The following is a 24,483-nucleotide window of genomic DNA, read 5'->3' on the forward strand; positions in this document are numbered from 1 at the left end:
AACGCGCTCATCCGGGCGAAGGGCTACACACAGCGATGGATGGCAGAAACATCCTACTCGACGGTCAAGCGAACGCAGGACTCCGCCCTGCGTTCGCGGTTCTGGTACCGACAGTTCCGGGAGATCGTCCTCTCGTTCGCTCTCAACAATCTCAAGAAGCTCGTCAAAACGCTATGATCCGACTCACGTCCCGCATTTTCAATAGAGCAGACGGAATAGCCATCAAACGAGGATCCAGGATCCGTCCTCGTTGCTTTGCTGGATCGCATTAACCACTCGATGGACGGCTACCCCTGTCTCGAAGTCCGGGCTGTACGAGCGACCCTCCTCGATCGCGGAGAGGAACTCGTAGTGTTCATGAACGAACGTGTGTTCCCACCCGATGATATGACCGGTGGGCCACCACGCGTCCATGTATGGGTGGTCGTCGGCCGTGACGAGAACGCGCTCGAACCCATCGTCGTCCCTCGTGTAGACCTCGAGTTCGTTCAGCCGCTCCATGTCGAACCGGAATCCACCCCTGGAGCCGTACAACTCCAGCTCGTTTCCGCCCTCCCTGGTCGTAGCGACACGGGATCCTTCGAAGACACCTGTCGCACCGTTTTCGAACGTGGCGATCGCGGAATACTCATCGTCAGTCGTGACCGGCCGCGTTTCGTCCCCGCCAGCAACGGGACGCTCCGTAACGAACGTATCGAGGCGACCACAAACGCGATCGATCCCGCCGATTAGCCACCGAGCCAGATCGATCGTATGAGCGCCGACGTCCCCGAGCGCGCCGGAACCGGAACGTTCCACATCGTTACGCCAAACCCACTCGTCGTCGGGGTCGGCTTGCCATCCTTGAAGATACTGTCCCCGGATCCGCCTGACATCCCCAAACTCGCCGGCGTCTAGCATCCGCTTTGCGAGTTGCAGCGCCGGGACGTAGCGATAGTTGTATCCGACACCCGCGATCGCATCGCTTTTGCGTGCCGCCTCGGCCATTTTCTCTGCCCCCGCTGTTTGCGGTGCCAGTGGTTTCTCACAGAGGACGTGAATATCCCGGTTCAGCGCAGCAACGGTCGGGTCAACGTGGATCCGTGTCGGCCCGAGATTATAGAGGATATCGATATCGTCGAGTGCTGCCTCCCAGTCGGATTCGATTCGGTTGAAACCGAGCGTGTCGGCGGCCTCTTCGAGTGCTTCAACTGTGCGTCCAATGAGAACGGACCGCTCGACCTCCGGTGCGTCGGGGAAGAACATCGGCAACCGAGCGAGCGCGTTCGCGTGTGCTTTACCCATTAATCCGTATCCCAGGAATCCGGCTTTGAGTGTCATGATGGTGTGTGACTCTGAACTAACGGCATGTTGTTTTCCGTTCGATACCGGCTCGAGCTGGAATCGAAGGCACGACAGGAGTAACGAATCGAGATGAGCCCGTTCGTCATACGATCCGCGTTGCTCTCGAGAAACCTACCACAGGGGCGTGTACATCCGGGACATCGTTCGCTCCCCGTGTCTCTCGATGTGGTACTCATAGCCGTTCCGCCGTTAGACTTCGGGGCAGTATCGTTTCCCTGTCGCTGATAGTCTCGTTTATTTTCATGGGGGTAAGTATGTGATTTAACCACGCTGTGTGTTATCAATTTTTTGTTAGCGTTCCGTTGGTTGCTGAACCCTTCTGGAGTGCTACGGTTCGACGAGTATCTTGACGTGTTCCGTATCGGGGTCTAACAATGCGTCGTAGCCGTCTTCGACGATGTTTTCGAGCGGAATACGATCGGTGACGAACGTGTCCGTTTCGATGTGGCCGTCGGCGATCGCTTCGATAATCGCGTCGAATTCGGTCCGGAAAGAGGAGGGCGGAAAGCCATAACAAAACGTTCCCGTGACTGTCCGCTCATTCAGGACGAGTTCGTCGACATCCGTCGTAATTTCGTCTTTGCTGATGCTGCCGACGGTAATGGAGCCCCCCCGGCGCGTACTTCGGATCGCCGAGTTGAATGCGGGACCGATCCCAGCAAATTCGAAGGCGGCGTCGACGCCGCCCTCGGTCGCGTCGGTGATCGTCTCGACGACATCGTCCGCAAACGGGTCAAGAGCGACGTCCGCCCCCAACTGACGAGCGATCCCGCGCCGACTATCGTTCGGTTCGGAAGCAAATATTTCCTTCGCGCCCGCTCTCCGTGCGGCTTGTACCGCCGTGAGACCGATCGGTCCGCAGCCGAAGACCGCGACCGAGTCGCCGGCTTGCATGCCGGAGCGACGAACCGCATGGAGCCCGACCGCGAGCGGCTCGACCAGCGCACCTTCCCATAGTTCGACACCGTCGGGAAGGGCGTGGACCTGCTGTTCCGGGACAACCGCGCTCTCGGCGAACCCGCCGGAGTCCGTCTCGAATCCGATTCCGAGGCTGTTGTCGCAGTGGTTATACTCCCCGTCCGCACAGTACACACAGTCGTGACAGGGAATGTTCGGGTGCACTGCGACGTGATCGCCCACGATAAACCGGCTCACATCCTTGCCGAGCTCGCTAACGGTGCCGCTGAACTCGTGACCGATGATTACCGGCCGACTCGCCCCGGTTCGCGGATGTTCGTGTTCGGGTGTAAACTCCGGTTCCCTGTACTCGTGGAGGTCGGAGCCACAGATACCGCAGGCTTCGACATCGATCCGTACGTCCGTCGGTCCGACGGAACCGGGATCGACCTCATCATCGATTCCGATATCCGTTTTTCCGTATAGGCGTGCTGCTTTCATGAGTATGTACACAGGTGGCTTACGGTAGCACACCTCTATAAGAGTGGTCACCGGAAGTCACATACATTTTTCGGTCCCTCCCCTTCGAATCGCGGGAGCACATACGGGAGACCACAACCATCAAAGCTATTGTGATGAGACTGAAAATGTGTCTCATGGGACTCGGATACACGACTATGATGTACGACGAGGAATCGATCCAGGAGGGGATCAGTGATATCGCCGCCTGCCAATACGACGGCGTCGAGATGGGTTTGGAGAAACTTCGCCACGTCGGTCCGGACACCGTTTTGAACTGGCTTGACAAATACGCCCTAGAGTGTTACTGTGTAATGGGCGAGTGGCCCGTCAACGACGCTGCCATCGAACGTATCCGTGAGGGAGCAAAACTAGCCGCCGAGGTTGGGGCGACATACTACGGGGTTCTCCCACCCGAACGGCACCGCGAAGAACAAAAAACAGTCGCCGACTGGCTGGACGGGATCGGGGCTGCTGCCGAAGACGCCGGTATTACACCACTCATCCATCACCACGGTGCGACCGAAATCGAACAGCCCGACGAAATCGAACACTGGCTCGAGGTTGCTCCGGACAACTTCGAACTGCTGTTCGATACGGCACACTATTATCCATACGGTGATCCGATCGACGGCATCGAGCGATTCGCTGACGATATCGCTTACGTCCATCTCAAGGACGTCGATCCGTCGGCCGACTTCGACGCCCATACCGCCGCCCTCTCGAACGATGAATACCACCTCGATAACGTGATCAACTACTTCCGGGCGTTTACCGACCTCGGCCACGGCGTGCTTGATTTCGAAACGATCCATCGGACGCTGATCGAGACTGACTTCCAGGGGCATTTCACGATCGAGGTGGAAAACCGGACTGACCCCCGGCTGATCCACGCGAAACAGAACTTCGATTTCTGGACAGATATTACCGGCCAGAACTGATCCGAGATGGACCGTCATCGAGTACAACAGCGATCGGTGGGGATGCACACTCGAACGCACGATCGCGCCACGACCGATATGCGATCACTGTCGTCGGTTTCCGTACTATCGCCGAACCATGGGGGCTTGCCGATGAGCTACGATAGACCGTATGGAGCCAGCGCTGGCGTCATCGCCCCCGGGTAGCGGTATCTCGACTGTGAACGGACGATACCGATACGGCCACCCAATGTTTATCGTATCCCGGCTATTGGGTTCGATTATGAAGGCACTAGTGCTTGATGCGGAATGGAATCCACAGCCGCAATACGATCTCAGTGATCACGAACGGGAGTCCCAACGCGCCTCGAACAGTTCCAAAGTGTGGCAGGAACCGACCCTGCACCTGGAGGACCGCGATCGACCGGAGCCGGGCGAAGACGAGGTTCTGGTGCGCGTTCGATACGCTGGCGTCTGCGGGAGCGACGTGTCGATGGCCGGAAGCGACGACGAGGGCTACACGCATTATTCGGCCTACACGAGATTCCCGACGGTGATCGGCCACGAGTTTTCGGGGGAGGTCGTTGAGACCGGCGATAACTGTTCGCTCTTCGAGCTGGGGGATCCAGTAACGGCCGAGGTGACCGACTACTGTGGCCGCTGTCATATGTGTCGGCAGGGCTTCCACGGCCACTGTGAGAATTTCGAACAGCTCGGCTTCACGATCGACGGCGCATTCGCCGAATACGTCACCGTTCCGGAAAAGATCCTCTGGGACGTGTCATCGCTCGCAAACCAGTTCAAAGACGAGGACCGGATGTACAAAGCTGCCGCGACTATCGAGCCGAGTACGATCTCGTATTACGGCCTGTTCAAGCGGGCGGACGGAATCCTTCCGGGGGATTACTACGTCTTTCACGGGATCGGTCCCATCGGACTCACGGGAATGAACGTCTCACGGGCGGCCGGTGCGGGAAAGGTCATCGCGTTCGAACCCTCGGACCCCCGCCGTGAGATCGCCCACAAGCTCGGTTTCGAGCACGTATATAATCCTCTCGAAACCGATCCCGCCGCAAAGGTCGACGACGTGACCGGCGGCGAAGGTGCGGACGTACACGTCGAAACGAGCGGGGCCGTCAACGCGACGTATTCGGTGATGGAGGACTCTCTTTCTGAGCGAGCAAACGTCGTCCACATCAGCAACGCCGCGAGCGCCCCCGAAGTCGATCTGCGGAAGTATCAAGCTGCCAGCGCGCAGATCTATGGCACGGAAGGACACACTGGACAACGGGTCTATCCGCGAACGATCAGGATGATGGCGGCCGGGCAGTTGGATAACCTCCCGATAGTGACTTCAACGTTCAGCCTCGATAACGCCGTAGAGGCGGTCGAACAGGCCGCAAAACGGGTCGATGGAAAGGTTCTGATAGAAATGTAGGAGCGGTCAGCTCACAGCCATTCTTCCTCGAGTTCGACGGGATGTTCCGGCGATTCCCCCTTCAGGACGCGGCCGACATCCTCGCATACGCTTCGGGTAAGATCGCGTCGTGATTCCTCCGAATAAAATCCGACGTGTGGGGTGAGAATGACGTTCTCGAACGACGACAGCTCGGAATCGGACGGTGGTTCTGTCTCCCGGACATCCAGACCGGCACCGGCTAAGGTCCCTGAATCGAGCGCATCGATGAGATCGTCTTCGTCAACGATCGGACCGCGGGCAGTGTTTATCAAAATCGCGTGATCCGGCATCGTTTCGAAAGCGTCGGCATCGAACATCCCCTTGGTATCGTCGGTCAGCGGCGCGTGGACAGAAACGTAATCCGAATCGGCGAGCAAGCGATCGAACCCCACGCTCGTGACGTCGAATCCGGCGAGATCGGCCGAGGAAATGTACGGATCGTAGATGAGTATGTCGACCCCGAAGCCACGGAGCTTTGCGGCAAAACTGCGGGCGATACTGCCGAAGCCCACGATCCCGACAGTCCGCCCCTGGATGCGGTACAACGGCTGTGAACCCTCCCATTCCCATTCGCCACGTTCGACCGATCGGCTCAGCTGTGGCAGCTTTCGGGCACAGGACAGCAGCATCGCCAGCGCGTGGACGGAGACTTCGTCGAGACAGTAGTCGGGGACGTTTACGACAGCGATATCTTGATCCCGCGCAGTCTGGATATCGACGTTGTCGACACCGATTCCCGACCGCCCAACGACCTGAAGCGAATCGAGTTCCCGGAGAACGTCGGCTGTCACTTGCGTTGAGGCATCGACGATGAGCGCATCGGCGTCCGCTGCGGCGTCAATTAGTCCCGTTGGATCCCTGGCTGTGATCGTCTCCATCGTCACGTCGACATCAGGGAACGCAGTTTTGCTCGTTTCGATATCGATGACTTTCGAATCGGAAATCAGTATCTGATACGTCATACTAGTTTGTTATCCCATACTGATAAAAGTCTAATCGTTTAAGTGGGTCGTGGAGTAATACAGTCGTATGCGACATCGAACACTCGGAAGTACCGACATCCCGGTGACCGAAATCGGGCTGGGAACGTGGGAAATCGGCGGCGATTGGGGAAACGTTTCCGAACAGGAGGGGATGGAAGCGGTCACTACTGCGCTGGATTCGGGAATAGATTTTCTCGATACGGCCGATGTGTACGGTGATGGCCGAAGCGAACGGCTCATCCGGCGTGTTCTTGATACTGCGGACGTAGACCCCGAATCAATAACCATCGCGACCAAAGCGGGGCGGCGACTCGATCCACACACCGCCGACGGATACACTCGGGAGAACCTAGAGGGGTTCATCGATCGATCGCTCGAAAACCTCGGGCTCGAAACGCTCGACGTACTCCAGCTCCACTGTCCACCGACGGATGTATACTACCGCCCACGCGTCTTCGAAGGGCTCGAGGCGTTGAAACAAGCGGGGAAAATCGCTCACTACGGTGTCAGCGTCGAAAAAGTCGAGCAGGCGCTCAAAGCCATCGAATATCCGGGCGTCGAAACGGTCCAAATCATCTTCAATCCGTTTCGACAACGGCCCGCCGAGCTCCTTTTCGAGGAGGTCAAAAGGCGTGATATCGGTATCATCGTCCGAGTGCCGCTGGCATCCGGCCTCTTGACGGGTGTTTTGAACCGAAACACGGAGTTCGCTCCGGACGACCACCGGAACTTCAACCGCGATGGCTCCGCATTCGATCGGGGCGAGACGTTTGCCGGGCTCCCGTACGAGGAAGCGATCGAAGCCGTCAAGCAACTCCGCCCGCACGTCTCATCGGAGATGACGATGGCCCAGATGTCGCTTCGCTGGATCCTCGATCACGATGCCGTCTCGACGGTCATTCCGGGATCGACATCCCCACAGCATATTCACGACAACGCCGCAGTCAGCGATTTCGAACCGCTTTCGAACGAAACACACGGTGCGATCCGGGACTTATACGAGTCGTCAGTCTATGAGTTCGTCCACCACCAGTGGTGAGACCGGCGGACAGAAGACAACACGCGCGGGATCGCCGGATCGCGATGCCCGCTCCGCCGAGCCCTATGTGCCCGCAATCGCTGTGTGCGTGATTTCCCCAGCAGTGTGAGGGGAACTCAGTTCACTGTTTTTCGTGTTCCTTGACGACGTCCCAGTCGAGTTCGATACCCAATCCAGGTTCGTCCGGGACCTCGATCGTTCCGTCCTGTATGAGGTCCTCGCCGACGACGAGATCCTCCCACCATCCGACCTCGCGTGCGTGGTACTCGATAGCATAGAGGTTCGGGATCGTCGCACCCAGTTGTACCGTCGCCATGGTCGCGACCGGGCTGCCGATGTTGTGTGGGATAAGCGTCTGGTAGTAGCTTTCGGCCATATTCGCGATCTTCTTCGTCTCCGCGATCCCGCCGGCCTTCGGAACATCGGGTGCGAGAAAATCGACGGCCTGATTTTCGATGAGATCACGGAAGCCATGACGCTCATACCGATTCTCGCCCGTCAGAAGCGTCACGTCGACGCGGCGTTTCAACTCGCGCATCGCGTCGACGTTCTCGGGTGGGATCGGATCCTCGACCCATGCGAGTCCGGCCCCTTCGAGCGCCCGACAGAGCCGTTCGGCCGTCTCGGGACTGAAGTTCCAGTGGAGGTCGACCGCAACCTCCGCATCGGCACCGACCTCGTCCATCACGGCCTCGACGACGCGTCGTTTGTGCTCGATTTCCGGTGGATCGAAGTGCCCGGATTTCCGGTCGATCTCGCGGCCAGAGGGCACGTCAAGATCGAATTTCACGATATCGAAGCCATCGTCGACCGCGAGGCGAGCAGCTCGGGCGTACGCTTCCGGCTTGTATGTCGTCTCCTCTTGTCCTTCGTCGGCTGAGGTAACCATCGCCTCGCCCGCGTGGCAGTCGGCGTACACCTGCACTTCCTCTCGCATCTTACCGCCGAGCAGCTGATACACCGGCTGGTCCAGCAGCTTGCCTGCGAGATCCCACAGGGCGATTTCGACGCCGCTGATGGCGATCGTACCGACGCCCCACTGGGATCCCCGCCCCGAGAGGCTCGACCGCATGAGGTTGTACAGCCGTTCGACGTCGAGGGGCGTCTCGCCGACGAGCACCGGTCGGAGATAGTCGGTGATGATCTCATGGACACCCGGCGATGGATAGGCTTCTCCGATCCCGATAGTGCCGTCCTCGGCCTCGACTGTCACGATCGTCCACGGAAAGTTCCCGTCGACGACGATCGTCTCCAGATCGGCGATCTTCGGTCCGTCGTCCGCCCGTTGGGGGGGTTCGTCGTAGTCCGCCCACATGGTGGCGGCTAGTGTCGAAGCGAAGTCTTCGTACATCACGTCCACGTTAACCCAACACTGAGTTATACGTTTTGGTGAGCGCCGTCTCAACTGAGCAGACGATCTGGTCGTGCGTATAGACATTCGTTCGGATCATCCGAACGTAGGGCAGACAGCGACGGTCAGGACTCACGCAAACTTCGTGTTGATCTCGATCACGTTCGCCGACCGGGTCAACATATCGGGCAGTTCCTCGCGATACCACTCGCCCTCCATTCGCGTGGACGGCCCCGACACGCTGATCGCGCCGAATATCTCGCCGTTGGCCGTGATAGGAACCGCAGCACAGCGAACCCCCTCGATCTTTTCCTCCTCGTCGAAGGCGTAGCCCCGCTCCCGTATTTCGGCCAGACACTCGTGGAGTTCGGACCGAGTCGTGATGGTGTTATCCGTCGATGTGGGTAAGCCGTGTTTATCGACGATCGCGTCAACGCGATCCTCGGACATGAACGCCAACACCGATTTGCCCAGCGAGACACAGTGCATAAACTCACGCTTCCCGATCGAGGACGCGGTCTGGACAGCATCCTTCCCGCCGCTTTTGTATAGGTAGACGATCCGTCCGTGTTCGTGTGTCGCGAACTGGGCTAACTCACCGCATTTATCCGCGAGAGAGTCGATCTCTGAGGTGACGATGTCGTACCCGTTGATGCGGTTTTTGACAGTCTCGCCCAGATCGAGATATCGGAGACTCAAGCGGTAGCCATCATCCGTTTTGACGATGTATTCGTTCTCCAGAAGCGTCGCGAGATGTGAATGAACCGTTCCCTTCGATCGATCGAGCTCCGACGCTAACTCCGTGACGCCTGCGGACTCCTGCTGTTGTAGCATCTCGATTATGTCGAGCGTGGTCTGTACCGCCTCGACCATTCTTGGTTTTTTTTGCCCTGTCATCATATCTCATATCATAGCCGGCAAGGTCAAAACTCGTTCGATCAAGACGAACATCAACACAGTATTGACATATTACGATTTTCGCTTAGTAAACAGTATATACGACAATTTTGGAGGATATATTTTGTATTTCTTCCCGAGTATGTGAGCGAGACATATGAATCGTTGATCGGCCCGACAACGGTAGCAGGGTAGTCGCGTGTGGAAACCGGGACTTACCTTCGATCCGCCAACACGGGTTACAGTCAATAGCCCCTCCCGATGCGTTTCCGAATGGCATTCGTTTGGGAGAAACGAACGCTGCGGATGTGGGGGGTATCACGTGAAACCGATAATAATAACATTAACACTGTTATTTTAATCATCTACACAGGGGCGAGAAATCCATGGTCAGATGCGCGGGCGGTGTTCAGATACGGATGAAGAGTGAGACGGTGCGTTTTTTGCGTGTGTATGTCGAAAAACGACCGCCTCAACGACTGTTTGGACGAGGTCGAAGTAGGTTTTGTGGAGCGAGAAGCGACACCACAGTTTCTGATGAATCCCGGTATTCGCCCCAATTGGCTTTCCTATCACTTTCAAATATATTTTATATTATTTATATATTTGGTGTCGATCGGGCTCGATCTACCGTGCACAACTGGGTTCACGAAGCCGATCTACAGCCCGAATCTGCTCAGAGTCCGGAGCACGTTACAGCCGACGAAACGGTGATCCGACTCACCAATGAGCAATAGTGGCTGTACGCGGCTATCGACCCTGGAACGAACGATATACTTCATACGCGGCTTAAATCGATCACGAACAGCGTACTTGCTCGAACGTTCTTTGCCGAACTCCGCGAGAAACCCGACGTTGACGTCCCCAGAAATCGTCGAGTTCTGGTGTGCGAACGAGACGCGATGCGCCTCGTTAACGCTGTGTTGCTCGTCAACGGCTCGCACTCGTTGAAAGATCCTTGTCAACGACACGGCCTCGATTTCAGCTATGAAAAACATGGAACTCGGGATAACCACGAACATGTCTTGTAAAATATAAAATAGCTGATGTTCAGTTTCTCAAACTGTTTCAGCAACGCCGAAGCAGAAACTGCCGACGACCGGCTCAGCTCGTTCGGCTTCGCGTGGAATCAGCGTCTCTGAACACTACCTCTCGTACAGCCGCAGATATAATTTAAACCAACACGAGAGAGCGACCTCTCAGTTAAACGTGATTAATAAACGATATGGCTATTTCATATATAAAATAGATAACGGGCCAAGAGCGCGATGCTAAGTGTGTGCCGGGAGACGGTGACCGACGACACTATTGATTTGAAAATCGCGGGACTTAATGCGAATCCAAGACGAGCCCGGCTCAGTACTCCTTTTCGAATCCGCGGAACTCGGTCCGGTGGGCCTCCTCGTCCGCGAGTATCGTGACAGCGAGGTCCTCGGTAACCGGATCGTCCGCTTCCTCGGCGGCGTCGACGAGGTCGCGGTAGGTCCGGATGGCGTCCTCCTCGGCGTCAAGGACGCCGTTGATCACGGCGAGGACGTCCGTCGAGTCAGCCGGCGGCTGCAGCGATTCTTGTCTGGCGGTGAACTCCATCGACGAGGGCGGGCGCGCGCCCAGTTGCTTGAGCCGCTGGCCGAGCTGCTCGGCGTGAGAGAGCTCCTCTTGGATGTCCTGCTGGAGACTCTCTTTGATCTCCTCGGCGCGGACGCCGTCGAGAACGATCGCGTTCGTCTGGTAGTTCATTACGGTCTCGATCTCGTCACTGTACCCCTTTCGCAACAGGTCGATTACTCGATCGGACGACATGCACCTGCTCGTTCGGCGTACAGATATAAATGTCTGGTTGATCCGACGAGGGAAAGCGGCCAGCGAGGGCGTGCATCGTCCCGCGACGGGATCCCCACCGGAGTGATGTAAGCCTCGGATCGAGGTTTACGAACGGGAAAGCGAGACCAACCGAACGGCGGGGCGATCAAACCGGGAACCGCTACACCAAAGGCGGACGCGTGCTGGGCCGAATCAGTGGTTTCACGCGTAGGGGACTCGGGATCGAACTCCCCGACCTGGACGACCCCGACGGGATCGACCCGGAGGAACTCCCCGAACGGGTGTTCGGCGAAGGGTACCTCATGGGGCCCTGTGGCGAGTGCGGTGAGATAGGTGAACTGAATGACGGAGTTCCGGAGACCTGTCGGAGTTGCGGCGCGCCGCGCGAGGAGATGTCGGAGCCACAGGAGGACTGACAGCGGACCGTATCACGTTTGGCGGGACTGGTGGGGGGTCAATTGGGAGCCATGTCCTGGAGCAACTGGGGGTGTGGTTGGACACGTATACTTTTTACCTGATCGACCGACTGCCGAAACGGATGGGCGCGAGCGAGAACGGGTACGGACGATCCCAGCGGGCGGGGTTACTGTTGGGACCGCTTTTTTTCGTCGGTGCGCAGCTTTTCGTCTCGCCACCGGGGCTTTCAGCGCGGGCGAACGCCGTGCTCGCGAGTACGCTCTGGATCGCGACGTGGTGGATGACCGAGGCGGTTCCGATTCCGGTGACGAGCCTCCTCCCGATCGTCCTCTTTCCGACCCTCGGGGTGACGAGCGTCGTCGACGCCGCGGCACCCTATGCGGATCCGGTCGTCTTTCTGTTTCTCGGCGGCTTTCTCGTGGCGCTATCCATCGAACGCTGGGGTCTCCACCGCCGCATCGCGCTCAACGTACTGCACCGGATCGGTGACGACACGCGGCGATTGATTCTCGGATTCATGATCGTCACAGCCGTCCTTTCGATGTGGATCTCGAACACTGCGACCGCCATGATGATGGTCCCGATCGGAATGGCCGTCGTCGCCCAACTCGAGGCGTTCCGGACGGACGAAGCGGAAACGACCTCCCACGCCGACCCGTCCATCGAAGCGCTCGACACGCGCGACGTTCCCTCCTCGAATTTCGGCGTTGCCCTGATGCTCGCGATTGCGTACGCGGCGTCGATCGGTGGAGTGGCGACGATCATCGGGACGCCACCGAACGCGATCCTCGCGGGCATCGCACGGACCTCACTCGGGGTCGAGATAGGGTTTCTCGAGTGGATGCTCTTTGGCCTCCCGATCGCGGTCGTCTTTTTGCCCGTCACGTGGGTGGTACTGGTCACCCTCTTGAGCCCCGAGATGCGCACGATCCCGAAGAGCGGTGCGATGATCGAGAGACAACTCGAGGAGTTGGGTGCGATGGGCACCGGCGAGCGGCGGGTCCTCGTCGTCTTCGCGATCGTCGTGGCGGGCTGGCTCCTCCGACCGTTCGTCATCGAACCGATCGCACCGGGGATCACGGACACCACGATCGCCCTCGTCGGCGGCGTGCTCCTCTTTTTGATCCCAGTCGATCTGCAGCGTGGCGAGTTCCTCCTCGAGTGGGAGTACACGACGCGCGTTCCGTGGGGCGTGTTGCTCCTGTTCGGCGCGGGCTTTTCACTGGCCAGCGCGTTTCAGGCGAGCGGGCTGGACCAGTGGATCGCCGGGAATCTAACCGGGCTCCGCGGCGTGGCGTTCATCGTGATCTTACTCGCGGTGGCGACGCTCGTCGTGTTCCTCACGGAGGTGACGTCGAACAGCGCGACCGCGTCCCTCTTCATTCCCGTCATGGTGAGTCTCGCTGCCTCGCTCGTCGTCTCGCCGATCGTCCTCATGGTAACCGTGGCCGTCGCCGCCTCGTTCGCGTTCATGCTTCCGGTAGCGACACCGCCGAACGCGATCGTCTTCGGCAGCGGCTACCTCACTATTCCCCAGATGGCGCGGGTCGGATTTTGGCTGAATCTCGGCGGGATCCTGTTTTTGACTGCGATGGTGTACGTCTGGCTCCCGATCGCGTGGGGGCTTTGATTCACTGAACACTGACGGTCGAAAACGGGACCTCTCCGTCGGTCGGGACGCCGGAAAGCACGTCAACCAACAGCACACGTAGCCCCCGGCGAAGCCGCTGTGAGGCGGCCGTATCGGAGACGCCGAGTGCGTCGGCCAACTCCTGTAAGGTGATCTTTCGAGGGACCGAGAAGTAACCTCGTTCGAGCGCCGTGTAGATCGCCTCACGCTGCGGATCGGAGAGGTTCGACGCCAGGTGACGATCGGGCGAGCACGCGCCGGTTCGGATGTTCTGTATCGCCATGTTCCGGTCGTCGTTCGTACAGCGCTGATACCACTCGGCGAGCGCCGACGACGACTGGAACCGAAGGGAGAGGTGCCACGCGTCGTGCGTCCCGACGCACTTCAGACAGGTGGCGTTCGTGTCGACGAGGGTGCGCAGTACTCCGATATCCCGGTAACGCCACCGAACGCGGACCAGAAGTTCGTCGTCGACCCGATCGACCGACTCGACGTGCTTGACTGCCGGTTCCGATGCGATGGTCGCTTCGATCGTCTCCCCATCGGCGTTGGCGATCCACAGATACGGGGACGGCTCGGTATCCACGAGCACGGCCCGTTCGAGCTCGATCCGAAGTCGCGGGTGCGCTCGCAGCGTCCGGGCGAGGACGAACTCCTCCGGCGGAACCACGACATCGGAATACACGCACATGAGTGGTATCGGTGTACACGGTCCGGTAGCAAAAGCCTTATGTAGGCGAAGCGTACGGTGCCTCCCAAAAGACCGTTCGACGAACACCAGCGACGGACGCTCCATCGGAAACGCCAGACAGGGGAGCGTAGTGACCGTCGAGGGCGGTATGCTCGGGCGCGTAGAGCGGGCCTCGGGACTCACTTCTGGACGCGAAGCCGATCGGACAAGGACCCGACAGCCGCGTCGCTGAGCACGATTCGATCCTCCAACACGGCGTCGACGCACCCGGGATCGAGGGCGAACGCGTCGTGTTCGTCCCACGTTCCGGTGAGCCACGAGCCACACCCCTCGAGGAGGCCGGCGGTCGGAGCCACGTAGGCCTCGCCTCCACGAACCCGAACGATGGATCCGACCACGTCCCCACGGGGTGTGACGATCTGCTTTCCGTTGTCTTCGGGTCCGAACGGACGGACCGTACGTTCCCGCCGACGAGCCGAATCGCTTCCCGAGCGATATGCATAGGTCGTCATAGCGTGTTCTCACCTCGCATGGGGGGGCCGATCGTGAAAACAGGTCTCCATCGACACCGAGGGCATTGATACACGCGCCGTCGCGCAACGCTCTCGTGGGCCTCGCCGATTGGTCCCAGTCGGCACCATCACCGGTCGCGACCAGTCCGGCGGCACGGGCTCTCAGCGACCTCACGATCAGCGAGAGGGAGTCCGCCGGGCTGTTGGGGCTCGAAGGTAGCTCAGCGATCGATTCGGGGGTCTGCCGCAGTTCGAGTGATCTCTCGAGCCTGTCTGACAGTGTTATGGTCGCGTACAGAATCGCCGGGGATCTGAACGCATACCGTATACGCGGCTAGAACTCCGATAGACACCCGTGGTGCTATCGGCGTCCGTACACTGACAACGGACGGGCGGGCTCGTGCGATGCGCCCTCGCTCGCCGGTGGGCGGATCACGTTCAGTCCTCTCGGACCGTGGAGATCGCTTCCCGTGGAGCACTACAGTTCGGGCACACTTCTGGCAGCCCCTCATCCAGTTCGCCCATCTCGCCGCATTCGACACACCGCCACATGAGGTACCCTTCGCCGAACTCCTGCCCCGGTAGCTCCTGAGCCTCGTTCTCGTGGAGCCCCATCGCCTCCGCTTCGAATCCGTCGTCGGTGAGGCCGCTCACGCGCCCCACCGGTCGCCCGTTGCTGTCGTACACTACTTCTCCCGGTTCGATCGACGCACCGTGGATCTCGTTCTCGTCGTCCATACCGTGACGAATCGGTTCGCACGGTTATTCAATCTGTGGGGGAAGATCTGCGTAGAATCCGATCTGCATAATCCGTGAGGGTCGTTCGACCACAGGGAGATGACACATCTCGGTTCGACACCGTGTGTTCGCTCACGAACCGGGTTGGGCAGTCGCGGTAAGTGGTGGACCCCGGATGGCCCGTACTACCTTCCAAACGCCGACGAAAGCTAGTATCCCAGTCCTGTCGAAGGGCTATGATAACAAACAACTCCGACGACACCCGAAAGCTGGGCATCGAATGTGGCGCACTGATCGGAGACCTCGAGGACGAGTCCTACCCGCTATCTCACGGGACGATCCTCAGTCGGTCCGGTGGCCGCGAGCTCGGTCTCTTCGATAACTAGATCCCGCTACGTGAAGTGCCCTCTCCGAACACGAGAGGAGTATGGGGACGCGCAGAGCGTCCGACAGGCCCTGTTCGGTATGGTCAGTGACGAGGTGGTCGGCCGAGAAGGGTACAGCGCCCGTGGCGAGAATGCCACCTACGATGGCGACTCGACCGAGTCGAAATCGTTCTACACCGCGGCGTCGCAGCCGCCCCCAGACAGTCTGGTTTACTTCCGATCGATAGGGGATTTCACAGACACACTCGAGTTAGGCACGCAGAACCCACAGCCTGGTCCGATCTCCCGCCGGTCACGTTTTTGAGTAGGTGTTTGTTCTGCGCGGAGACGAAGACCAACCGACGACTTATCCCTGCTCGACGATAACTCGCGGCATGGAAGTTCGCCCTGCGGAGTCTGACGACCGAGAACGGATCAGAGCGATCACGCGAGACTCGCTGCAATCGTCGTACTCGCTCAGTCCACAGCAGATCGAGACCATACTCGAAGAGGAGTTCAACGACGCATCGCTGGCGGATCTGCTCGACGATGCGGACACGGCAGTGCTCGTCGTCGACGAGACGATCGATGGCACGGAGATGGTTTACGGGTTCATAACCGTCGAGATCGGAACGCAAGCAACGATCCGGTGGCTCCACGTGGATCCGGAGGCGCGGGGCAGGGGTATCGCCACGGCCCTGCTCAGTCACGTTCGCGAAGAGTTCGTCGAGAAACCGATCGCGGCATGTATCCTCGAGGATGCCGTCGAGGGTGGCGAGTTCCTCAAGGGGTTCGGCCTCAAAGAGAGTGACCACGACCAGATAATGGTCGGCGGGGAGGAGTTCGCCGTCACCACGTTCATCGAGGGCGAAGGGACGGAGACGTCGAACGAACCCACAGTCGCGGTCCCCGAGTCCGTCACCGTCGACGGGGACGACCGCCCCGTCGACAAAGACGATCGCATCCCCGGCAGGGAGGCCCCGTTCTTCAAGGTATACGTTGCGGACGATACGGAAGAGGCGTACGGATACTTCTGTTCACAGTGCGGCAGCACGGACGTCTCAGCCGACGGGCTCGACAGGCTCGAGTGCGGGAACTGTGGCAACACTCATCAGGCCGACGAGTGGGACGATGCGTATCTCTGACATGGCTGATGCCGAATGACACACCAGCCGACGAATCCCGGACACTCCGATGTCGACCGGAACGGCTCAGCAGACCCAGTAACTGACGACGATGAGGCGGAGCGGCCCGACCAGCCGACTGTGGACGACCGGAGTGACAACGAGGCTGCACCACAGATCGACGTAGGGGTCCTCATCGCTCATTCACCGGGTGGGGATGTCGAGGCGCTGCAATCGTTCGCCGAGCAGATGGCCCGTGATGGCGTCGAGGAGTTGGCGGCAGCCACGGACGCGGCCTGGCGGGTCCACTGTGCCGAACCGGACCCACTCTCCGACCGTGCTTCCCGACGGCCGTCCGAGTTCCTCGACGAAGCCGCGCTTCATATGGTGAAACGCCCGTACGACCTAGTCGTCGTCGTGACCGACGTGCCCCTCACCACGCGGGAAGAGCGATCCGTCGAGGGACTCGCTTCCCCGCTCGCCCGCGTCGTTGTCGTCTCGACGCGACGACTCCTGCGGACCCACGACCGGGAGGCGGTCAGGGCGCTCGATTCGGCGGCCGTCCGCTGGAACGCTGCGACCCTCCTCGTTCACCTCTTGGGGCACGTGTTTCGCGCGGACCACACCGATGGCGGTGTAATGGCACCGTTCTCGTTCGACCCTGCCCGACGGAGCGTCCCGCCGTTCGATGCGGACATCACGAATCACCTCAGAAGAATCGCCACGCGCATCCCCGAAGAAGACGTTTCGCGAGGGCGGCTCCGACGGCTGTCGTTTCACGCGCTAAGCCTCGTGCGGAACCCGGGTATCGTTACGGCGACGCTGCTGCAGAGTCGCGCACCGCTGCTTCCGTTCTCCCTCCCGCGCCTCTCGACGGCCGCAGTGACGCCGACATTGATCCTCGTGTTCAGTGCCGAGGCGTGGGACGTCGGGCTGAACCTGACCAACCGCACTACGGCACTGTTCGCCATCGGGAGTATCATCGCTGCCGCGGTCCATCTCCTGTACGTCCAGCGGCTATCGTTCCCGCGAGAGCGCAGCCAGGTGATCACCGAACACATGGCGTTGGTAAACGTGACGGTGTTTTTCATCCTCGTCATGGCGATGATGGGGCTCTTCCTCCTCGTCGGATCGATCATGCTTCTGATCGAGTTTGCCGTCTTCCCACCGAACCTGATGACGAACTGGCCGAGCCTCGAGGATCCCACAGTCGGGATTGTCGACCTCGTCCGTGTCGGGGGCTTCATCAGCACGCTGGGTGTGCTTTCGGGCGCGCTTGCCGGCGGAATCGAGAACCGGATGGCGCTCCGGCATCTCGCGCTCTTCGGTGACCGGCCGTAGGCCGTCGACGACGCGTGAGTGGCCGTTGTGGTGCGTGACCCATCGAGGAAAGGCCATCGAGTTGTACACTTTGCAGTGCGTGACCCATCGAAGCGAGACTGTCGAGTAGTGCGCACCCACAGGATTTTGCCACTGTGGGATATCTATAGACCTCATGAGTGCTCATCCAGGGGCGGGTCCCCCCGGTGATGCCGCTCGGGGGACCGTGTCATGAGAATCATCCCGAGATTCAGCCAGTGGCGAGACTGGTTTCCCGTCCCGAACTGGACCACCGGGTTCGACCTGAAACGGTGGGTATTGCTCGACGCTGACCGGATGGCGGTGACAGGGGCGTTGCTCACGGTGGTGTTCGTGACTTTCATGGGTATCGCAACGTTCTGGACATTCGAGATGCAGACGCTACTGACGGACACCTCGACCGTCCAGACGATCCTCAATACGCTCCTGAGCGGGATGATCCTCCTGGTCTCCATCGTCGTCTCGATTAACTCGATTGTCCTCTCACACGACATCACCTCCGTCGAAACCCAAGAGAACCGGATTCAGGGCGCGATAAAATTCCGCCGGAACCTCGGCGAAATGATCGACGACGGGGAGAACCCGTCCAACCCCTCGTCATTTCTCAGGGCTATGTCCCGAATCATCAGTGCCCGTGCAGAGGCGCTCACGAGCGAGTTGGACGGCGTCGAACAGGAGGTCATCGAGGATATCGACGAGTTCGCGGCCTCGGTCTCGGACGCCGCCGAACAGCTCGGGGCAGTCGAGGAGACCTCCGGTGCGGAGTTCGCCGTCCTCTGGAAGGGAATTGGGTTCGACTACGGTTCGCACATCGAACGCTCGCGATTGCTTGGTTCGTCCCCTAACGCCTCGTCGGAAAACTTCGACGACCTCATAGAAGCGTTCGAACTGTTCGCGATCGGGAAGGAATATTTCAAAACGCTTTATTATACGAGGGAAGTGTCACAGCTGTCCCGGACGCTGCTGGTCGTCTCGCTCCCGGCCATCCTGTTCAACGCCTCGGCGATTTTCGCGATCAACGGACAGGTCCTCCCCGACGGCACTTTCCTGGGCCTCCCACCGCTACAGACCTTTGTGGCCGTCGCATTCACCGTCTCCATCGCGCCTTACCTCGTGTTGACCGCGTATATGCTTCGCCTTTCGACCGTCGCGCGGTTGACTGCGTCGGGCGGGATTTTCTCGCTGAACTAGCGGGCATCCGGATGGTTCTCGCTTCGGGTGGCCCTCCGGTCGATGGAGGGGAGTGGCTCGAATGCCGCAGACGGTGTTCTTCATTATTCATGGATCCTCCAGCAAACCGGACCGCAAGCGCCTCGACGACGAGTCCACAGCCGTCGCAGGCGAAGTGGTTGCGCTCGTCGGGATCCAGCCGCGTGTGGGTGGCAGAATCGATACCGATCGTGTAGGCGACTCGTTCGTCCTCCCCTCAGCTATGCGTCCCGCCAGTCTCGGTGCCGGGCGGGGCGTCGAAGGGGCGCAGCCGAGAGCGTCTGCTGCATCGCTCACTCGTCCTCTCTTGGCCTGTCACGGTGGGCGGGGCTTCGAAACCCCCATCGCTCACCGCTCCGCCACCCCGGCGTACACGTCGTCGAGATGTTCCATGCCGACGATCGCAACGACATCGCCGTCCGAACGCAGATCGCGCAGTCGGTCGACCATCCCGTCCTCCCGCGCGGTATCGATGATCCGGGTCGCCTGCGGAACCTCGATCGCGCGGAGGAACGCCCGGCGCTGGTCGAGATGTTGGCTCTCGTGTGACGCCTGCACGAAGGGATTATCCAGGAGCGAACAGTCGTATTCGATGTGCGAGTACAGTCGCAATCGGACGGGCGTGATCGAGCCGACGAACGCGCCGACCCGACACGCCGCAGCGTGGACGAAACTGGACGCGAGATCACACAACACCGTTCGAACGACTCCGGTGGAGCGACGCTTCTCGAAGAGCCGGCGGGCGAGCGAGCGGAGATACTCGCGGTTCGGCGCATCGATCCCGACGACCGACGCGTCGTTCGCGGCGCTGATCGCCGCGCTCATCTCACCGCCGAACCGCGGCGGGACATACCGATCTCGTCCGTACAGCCGAAACAGCGTCACCGCGAGCGGCGGGAGTTCGACGGCGAGGGCGTCCGGAGAGATCGCCTCGAGGAGGCGGGTGACACGAAAGACGCTCGCGGGATGATCGTGGACGACACCGACAAACAACACGGAGCCGAACCGATCAGTGGCGGGGAGACAGCGAATAAACCGGTCGTCGATCCGCGGATCCTGGAACCGCTCGTCGGGGTCGTTCGTGAGATCGGAACACTCGAACATGGTCACTGGAGACGTTCCGGGCCGCTTGGATTTGACCACACCGGTTGTGGGCGCTGGTCACCCATACCCGCGGACTGATAATCACCAGAGAGTATTTCATTCTTGTCTCCGTATCCCCGTTGAGGGTTACACAATGAGCACACGAAGCAATCCCCTCGAAGAGTTAGAACGGTTCTTCGAACGCATGAGCCGCCAGTTCGACGACACACGGATGTGGGATCCGAGCGGATCGCTCGGACGGTTGTCATCGGAGATCGGGACGATGGCGATCGACCTCGTCGACCGAGACGACGAGTTCGTCGCGACCGTCGATATGCCGGGCTTCGACCGCGACGAGATCGACGTTCGAGTCACGGACCACGAGCTCCGGATCGAGGCCGAACACGAGGAGACGCTCGACGAGGAGGAGGAAGGCCGGTACATCCGACGCGAGCGCCGGCGCGAATCGGCCGACCGCTCCATACGGCTCCCCGAGAACGTGAACACCGACAATGTGAAGGCGACGATGAAAAACGGCGTGTTGACCATTACGCTCCCGAAACTCGAAGCCGAGGAGGCGCGGGGGATCGAGATCGAAGACGCGAGCTGATCGAACCGGATGTTCACCGATCGAACCGAGGGCGGCCGACAGCTCGCGGACACCGTTTCGGAGCGCGGGATCGACGCCGACATGATGCTGGCGATCCCACGGGGCGGGCTGCCGGTCGGACAGGCCGTCGCGGATCGACTCGGCGTCCCGCTCGATATCGTCGCCGCGCGAAAGCTCGGCGCGCCGTCGAACCCGGAGCTCGCCATCGGCTCGGTCGCCAGCGACGGAACGGTGTGGCTGAACGACTCGCTCATAGAGAACCTCGGCGTCGATGAGGCGTACGTCGAGGCGACGATCGAGCGCGAACGGGGAGTCGCACGCGAGAAGACCGAGCGATATCGCGGGGGACGGCCGCCCCTCGAACTGGCCGGAAAGACGGCTCTACTGGTCGACGACGGGATCGCGACTGGAGCCACGACGATCGCCTGTATCAGACAGTTGCAAAACGCGGACGCAGAGCGCGTAATCGTCGCGGTGCCGGTCGCCCCGCCGGAAACGGTCGAGCGGCTCCGCGAGGAGGCCGACGACGTCGTCTGCGTCGAAACGCCGGCCTACTTCGGGGCCGTCGGCGCGTTCTACCGCTCCTTCGAACAGGTTACTGACGAGGAGGCGATGGCGCACTTACAACTCGATGAGTGACTGCCGCTTTCCGGTCGAAGTCCGACACCAATCGGTTGAATAAGACACCATTATTCGTGATCAAAACCGCGTGTACAGGTACGTTACCCGAAGTGCTATCGATAGTTCGAAGCACGGGGGCGTACCGACGGTAGCGGGATCCTACTACCGATCTCTTTAGTTGTAGGTGAATATTACCGGACAGAGAGACACGAACTACGCTATAGATAACAACATTATTTCTGTTATGTAAAACAGGCTGAACGCGGATATCGTTGGTGTGAAATCAATATCAACAAGTCGATCGATCACGGGATAGTCTGAGTTCGCATCAGCCGAACACTTTTCTCCCCTGAGAACGCGATGCAACTACACATGCCAGAACAAACCAAACCCCGGACGGTCGAAGCGGTACAGACCACACTGGACATCATCGGGGTGCTCCAGAACCGCGAATCGGCTGGAGTCACCGAGTTGGCGTCTGAGCTCGGCCGGTCGAAGGGGACGATCCACTCGCATCTGGCGACGCTCTTAGAGAACGAATACATCGCCAAACGGGACGACTGCTATCGGTTGAGCCTTCGGTATCTCGAACTCGGAGAAACGATGAAAGAGCGAATTTCCGGATACGACATCGTGGCATCCGAGCTCGACGCACTCGCCGAAAAGAGCGGCGAGCTCGCTCAGTTCGCAACGCACGAACACGGACAGGTAGTCTATCTATACAAAACCAGCGGTGAGAACGCGGTCCAGACGGCTTCATCGATCGGAAAACGCGAGTACATGCACCGCGTTTCGCTCGGAAAGGCGATGTTGGCGTCCATGCCCGACGACCGCGTAGACGAGATCGTCGAGACACACGGATTGCCAACGTCTACAGAGAACACGATCTCGACGCTGGAGGAACTCCATGAGGATCTAGCGACGATCAGAGACCGGGGATACGCCTTCGACGAGGAAGAGAAGATCAAAGGTGTTCGTTGTGCTGCGGTTCCGATCAAATCGAACGGCGAGATATTCGGCGCGATCAGCGTGTCGGGGCCGTCAACGCGGATGGAAGGCGAGTGGTACCGCGAGGAACTGCCGAACATGCTGACCCGATCGGCGAACGTCATCGAAATCAACACCAAGTTTGCGTGAAGCCAAAGGGGAACCATCGAGCTCCACACGTTCGGACAGGACAAACGGCAACCGATGTGCATCGGGACGAAACGACGTACGGCTTCGGGTGGGCGGGAAACATATATATATGTGGACGGACTCAATCGAACCGCATGACAAAATCTCACGAGCAACCGCGGACGACAACCGCCGAGCCGGATTTCGCTCGGAACTACGTCGGCGGATGGACAGAACCGAACGGCGAGACTGAGGAGATAATAAATCCAGCAACCGGTGAAAAGCTCGCACAGGTACGCTACTCGACCGCCGACGATGTGGCAGATGCGGTTCGGACGGCCCACGACGCCTTCGAGGGATGGCGCGATACCTCACCCGTCGAGCGAGTGCAGTATATTTTCAGACTCAAACAGGAGCTGGAGGACCGACAGGAGGAAATCGCCCGTGCGCTCTCGCGTGAACACGGCAAAACCGTCGCCGAGGCCAGTGGAGAGATCCGACGTGGAATCGAGAACGTCGAGGTCGCCGCGGGAATGCCGAACATGCTCAGAGAGGGGAGCGGCGTCGTCGAGGGGGTCGCACCGGAGATGGACGAGTCAGCGGTACGACAACCGCTCGGCGTCTTCACCGCGGTCGTCCCGTTCAACTTCCCGGCGATGATCCCGCTGTGGTTCCTCCCGTACGCCGTCGCGACTGGTAACACGTTCATCCTCAAACCCAGCGAGAAAGTACCACTGAGCTCCCAACTCATCTTCGAAGCGGTCGACGCGGCCAGCTTTCCGGAGGGCGTCGTCAATCTCGTCAACGGCGGCGCCGATACGGTCAACGCGTTGCTCACCCACGACGACGTTGCGGGCGTCTCCTTCGTCGGTTCGACACCGGTCGCCCAGTACATTTACCAGACGGCGGCCGCGGAAGGCAAACGCGTGCAAGCGCAGGGCGGCGCGAAGAACTACGCGGTTGTCACCGGCTCCGCGGTGCTGGAGGAAACCGTGCCGAACATCATCGGCTCCGTGTACGGTAACGCCGGGCAGCGCTGTCTCGCCAACGACGTAGTCGTCGGCGTCGGCGACGTCTACGACGACCTCCGCGAACGATTGCTCGACGCCGTCGACGACCTCGTCGTCGGACCGGGTATCGACGAGGAAACCGACGTCGGCCCGCTCATCACGGCTGACTCGCGCGAACGCGTCCTCGGGATGATCGAGGATGCGATCGACGAAGGTGCCGACCTCGTCGTCGACGGACGCGACTTCGAACATCCTGAGTTCCCCGAAGGGAACTTCCTCGGACCGACGCTTCTGGAGGGCGTCACGACCGACATGGAGATCGCCCAGACGGAGATCTTCGGCCCCGTGCTGTGTCTGGCGTCGGCCGGCGATCTCGACGAAGCCATCGCGATGGTCAACAGCACCGAGTACGGCAACGCCTCCTCGCTGTACACAGAACGCGGGAGTGAGGCCAGACAGTACCGCTACGAGGTGGACGCTGGCAACATCGGGATCAACGTCGGCGTCTGCGCCCCGATGGGCTTTTTCCACTTCGGCGGCCGGAAAGGCTCGTTCTTCGGCGACCTCCACGCGCAAGGCGAGGACGCGGTGAACTTCTACACCGACAAGACGATCGAGATCGAGCGTTACTACAGCTAACGGACGCTTCGATCGTTCGGAAGGGACCCGATCGCGGGCTCGTTCCCGGGTGAGGCCGAGGACGGTGGGGATGTATCTACCACGACCTATGATTCAGTGTTGGGTTAACGTGGACGTGATGTACGA

At 59.9% G+C, this 24,483-nt stretch carries 22 protein-coding genes and 3 pseudogenes; 14 read left to right on the top strand and 11 right to left on the bottom strand.

Features of this window, described 5'->3' with window-relative positions:
• Positions 1-177: pseudogene (locus tag R6U53_RS07280) on the top strand (IS5/IS1182 family transposase); the annotation flags it as partial.
• Positions 178-222: 45 nt separating this feature from the next.
• On the opposite strand, the gene R6U53_RS07285 reads toward R6U53_RS07280, so the two are convergent.
• Entirely contained in the window at positions 223-1,320 is a 1,098-nt protein-coding gene (locus R6U53_RS07285) for a Gfo/Idh/MocA family protein (protein ID WP_410321702.1), read from the bottom strand.
• A gap of 351 nt (positions 1,321-1,671) precedes the next feature.
• A complete protein-coding gene (locus R6U53_RS07290) occupies positions 1,672-2,754 on the bottom strand; it encodes a 2,3-butanediol dehydrogenase (RefSeq protein WP_410321703.1) in 1,083 nt (360 codons plus the stop codon).
• A 143-nt stretch (positions 2,755-2,897) separates the two neighbouring features.
• Between R6U53_RS07290 and R6U53_RS07295 the strand changes: the two genes are divergently transcribed.
• Together R6U53_RS07295 and iolM are read left to right on the top strand one after the other, a co-directional pair.
• Positions 2,898-3,701, top strand: coding sequence for a sugar phosphate isomerase/epimerase family protein (locus tag R6U53_RS07295; protein WP_410321704.1), 804 nt, complete (start codon positions 2,898-2,900; stop codon positions 3,699-3,701).
• A gap of 262 nt (positions 3,702-3,963) precedes the next feature.
• The gene (iolM, locus tag R6U53_RS07300; protein ID WP_410321705.1) at positions 3,964-5,118 is read left to right on the top strand and encodes a scyllo-inosose 3-dehydrogenase; all 1,155 of its coding nucleotides are present in this window, start codon (positions 3,964-3,966) and stop codon (positions 5,116-5,118) included.
• An 11-nt stretch (positions 5,119-5,129) separates the two neighbouring features.
• Here iolM and R6U53_RS07305 read toward each other — a convergent pair whose 3' ends face one another.
• A complete protein-coding gene (locus tag R6U53_RS07305) occupies positions 5,130-6,101 on the bottom strand; it encodes a C-terminal binding protein (RefSeq protein WP_410321706.1) in 972 nt (323 codons plus the stop codon).
• Positions 6,102-6,168: 67 nt separating this feature from the next.
• On the opposite strand from R6U53_RS07305, the gene R6U53_RS07310 reads away from it, so the two are divergent.
• Positions 6,169-7,161: an aldo/keto reductase gene (locus R6U53_RS07310; protein WP_410321707.1), complete on the top strand. Its 993-nt coding sequence runs from the start codon at positions 6,169-6,171 to the stop codon at positions 7,159-7,161.
• Between the two features lie 121 nt (positions 7,162-7,282).
• Here R6U53_RS07310 and R6U53_RS07315 read toward each other — a convergent pair whose 3' ends face one another.
• Complete coding sequence (locus tag R6U53_RS07315) at positions 7,283-8,512, bottom strand: mandelate racemase/muconate lactonizing enzyme family protein (protein WP_410321708.1); 1,230 nt, start codon at positions 8,510-8,512, stop codon at positions 7,283-7,285.
• 132 nt (positions 8,513-8,644) lie between these two features.
• Entirely contained in the window at positions 8,645-9,385 is a 741-nt protein-coding gene (locus tag R6U53_RS07320; RefSeq protein ID WP_410321709.1) for an IclR family transcriptional regulator, read from the bottom strand.
• Positions 9,386-9,862: 477 nt separating this feature from the next.
• Between R6U53_RS07320 and R6U53_RS07325 the strand changes: the two are divergent.
• Positions 9,863-10,551, top strand: a pseudogene (locus R6U53_RS07325) (IS6 family transposase).
• Between the two features lie 214 nt (positions 10,552-10,765).
• On the opposite strand, the gene R6U53_RS07330 reads toward R6U53_RS07325, so the two are convergent.
• Positions 10,766-11,212 carry a ferritin-like domain-containing protein gene (locus R6U53_RS07330; protein WP_410321710.1) on the bottom strand — a complete coding sequence of 149 codons (447 nt, stop codon included), beginning with the start codon at positions 11,210-11,212 and terminating at the stop codon, positions 10,766-10,768.
• A gap of 200 nt (positions 11,213-11,412) precedes the next feature.
• Here R6U53_RS07330 and R6U53_RS07335 point away from each other — a divergent pair, with 200 nt between their 5' ends.
• Both R6U53_RS07335 and R6U53_RS07340 read left to right on the top strand, forming a co-directional pair.
• Entirely contained in the window at positions 11,413-11,649 is a 237-nt protein-coding gene (locus tag R6U53_RS07335; RefSeq protein ID WP_410321711.1) for a hypothetical protein, read from the top strand.
• A gap of 122 nt (positions 11,650-11,771) precedes the next feature.
• Entirely contained in the window at positions 11,772-13,280 is a 1,509-nt protein-coding gene (locus tag R6U53_RS07340) for an SLC13 family permease (protein WP_410321712.1), read from the top strand.
• A gap of 1 nt (position 13,281) precedes the next feature.
• On the opposite strand, the gene R6U53_RS07345 is transcribed toward R6U53_RS07340, so the two are convergent.
• The 3 genes from R6U53_RS07345 to R6U53_RS07355 form a co-directional block, all read right to left on the bottom strand.
• Positions 13,282-13,971 (bottom strand): helix-turn-helix domain-containing protein, encoded by a 690-nt coding sequence (locus R6U53_RS07345; protein ID WP_410321713.1) that lies wholly within the window; start codon positions 13,969-13,971, stop codon positions 13,282-13,284.
• 179 nt (positions 13,972-14,150) lie between these two features.
• A complete protein-coding gene (locus tag R6U53_RS07350) occupies positions 14,151-14,483 on the bottom strand; it encodes a hypothetical protein (protein WP_410321714.1) in 333 nt (110 codons plus the stop codon).
• 438 nt (positions 14,484-14,921) lie between these two features.
• Complete coding sequence (locus tag R6U53_RS07355) at positions 14,922-15,221, bottom strand: rubredoxin-like domain-containing protein (RefSeq protein ID WP_410321715.1); 300 nt, start codon at positions 15,219-15,221, stop codon at positions 14,922-14,924.
• Positions 15,222-15,981: 760 nt separating this feature from the next.
• Here R6U53_RS07355 and R6U53_RS07360 point away from each other — a divergent pair.
• From R6U53_RS07360 to R6U53_RS07370, 3 genes are all read left to right on the top strand, one after another.
• A complete protein-coding gene (locus R6U53_RS07360; protein WP_410321716.1) occupies positions 15,982-16,731 on the top strand; it encodes a GNAT family N-acetyltransferase in 750 nt (249 codons plus the stop codon).
• Between the two features lie 15 nt (positions 16,732-16,746).
• Entirely contained in the window at positions 16,747-18,051 is a 1,305-nt protein-coding gene (locus R6U53_RS07365; RefSeq protein WP_410321717.1) for a hypothetical protein, read from the top strand.
• A 210-nt stretch (positions 18,052-18,261) separates the two neighbouring features.
• Positions 18,262-19,260 (top strand): hypothetical protein, encoded by a 999-nt coding sequence (locus R6U53_RS07370; RefSeq protein ID WP_410321718.1) that lies wholly within the window; start codon positions 18,262-18,264, stop codon positions 19,258-19,260.
• A gap of 112 nt (positions 19,261-19,372) precedes the next feature.
• Here the strand turns inward: R6U53_RS07370 and R6U53_RS07375 are convergent.
• Positions 19,373-19,568 (bottom strand): annotated as a pseudogene (locus R6U53_RS07375) (hypothetical protein); the annotation flags it as partial.
• Positions 19,569-19,626: 58 nt separating this feature from the next.
• On the bottom strand, positions 19,627-20,382 hold the full coding sequence (locus R6U53_RS07380; protein ID WP_410321719.1) for a hypothetical protein: 756 nt from the start codon (positions 20,380-20,382) through the stop codon (positions 19,627-19,629).
• 133 nt (positions 20,383-20,515) lie between these two features.
• Here R6U53_RS07380 and R6U53_RS07385 point away from each other — a divergent pair, with 133 nt between their 5' ends.
• The 4 genes from R6U53_RS07385 to R6U53_RS07400 all read left to right on the top strand — a co-directional run bounded on the left by R6U53_RS07385 (position 20,516) and on the right by R6U53_RS07400 (position 24,357).
• The gene (locus R6U53_RS07385; RefSeq protein ID WP_410321720.1) at positions 20,516-20,971 is read left to right on the top strand and encodes an Hsp20/alpha crystallin family protein; all 456 of its coding nucleotides are present in this window, start codon (positions 20,516-20,518) and stop codon (positions 20,969-20,971) included.
• Between the two features lie 9 nt (positions 20,972-20,980).
• Positions 20,981-21,610: a phosphoribosyltransferase gene (locus tag R6U53_RS07390; protein WP_410321721.1), complete on the top strand. Its 630-nt coding sequence runs from the start codon at positions 20,981-20,983 to the stop codon at positions 21,608-21,610.
• Positions 21,611-21,964: 354 nt separating this feature from the next.
• Positions 21,965-22,729 (top strand): IclR family transcriptional regulator, encoded by a 765-nt coding sequence (locus R6U53_RS07395; RefSeq protein ID WP_410321722.1) that lies wholly within the window; start codon positions 21,965-21,967, stop codon positions 22,727-22,729.
• Between the two features lie 134 nt (positions 22,730-22,863).
• Positions 22,864-24,357, top strand: a complete 1,494-nt coding sequence (locus R6U53_RS07400; protein ID WP_410321723.1) for a CoA-acylating methylmalonate-semialdehyde dehydrogenase — start codon at positions 22,864-22,866, stop codon at positions 24,355-24,357.
• Positions 24,358-24,483 lie beyond the last annotated feature (126 nt).

This window comes from Natronomonas sp. (assembly GCF_046483325.1).
In the GTDB taxonomy this organism is placed as follows: Archaea; Halobacteriota; Halobacteria; order Halobacteriales; family Haloarculaceae; genus Natronomonas.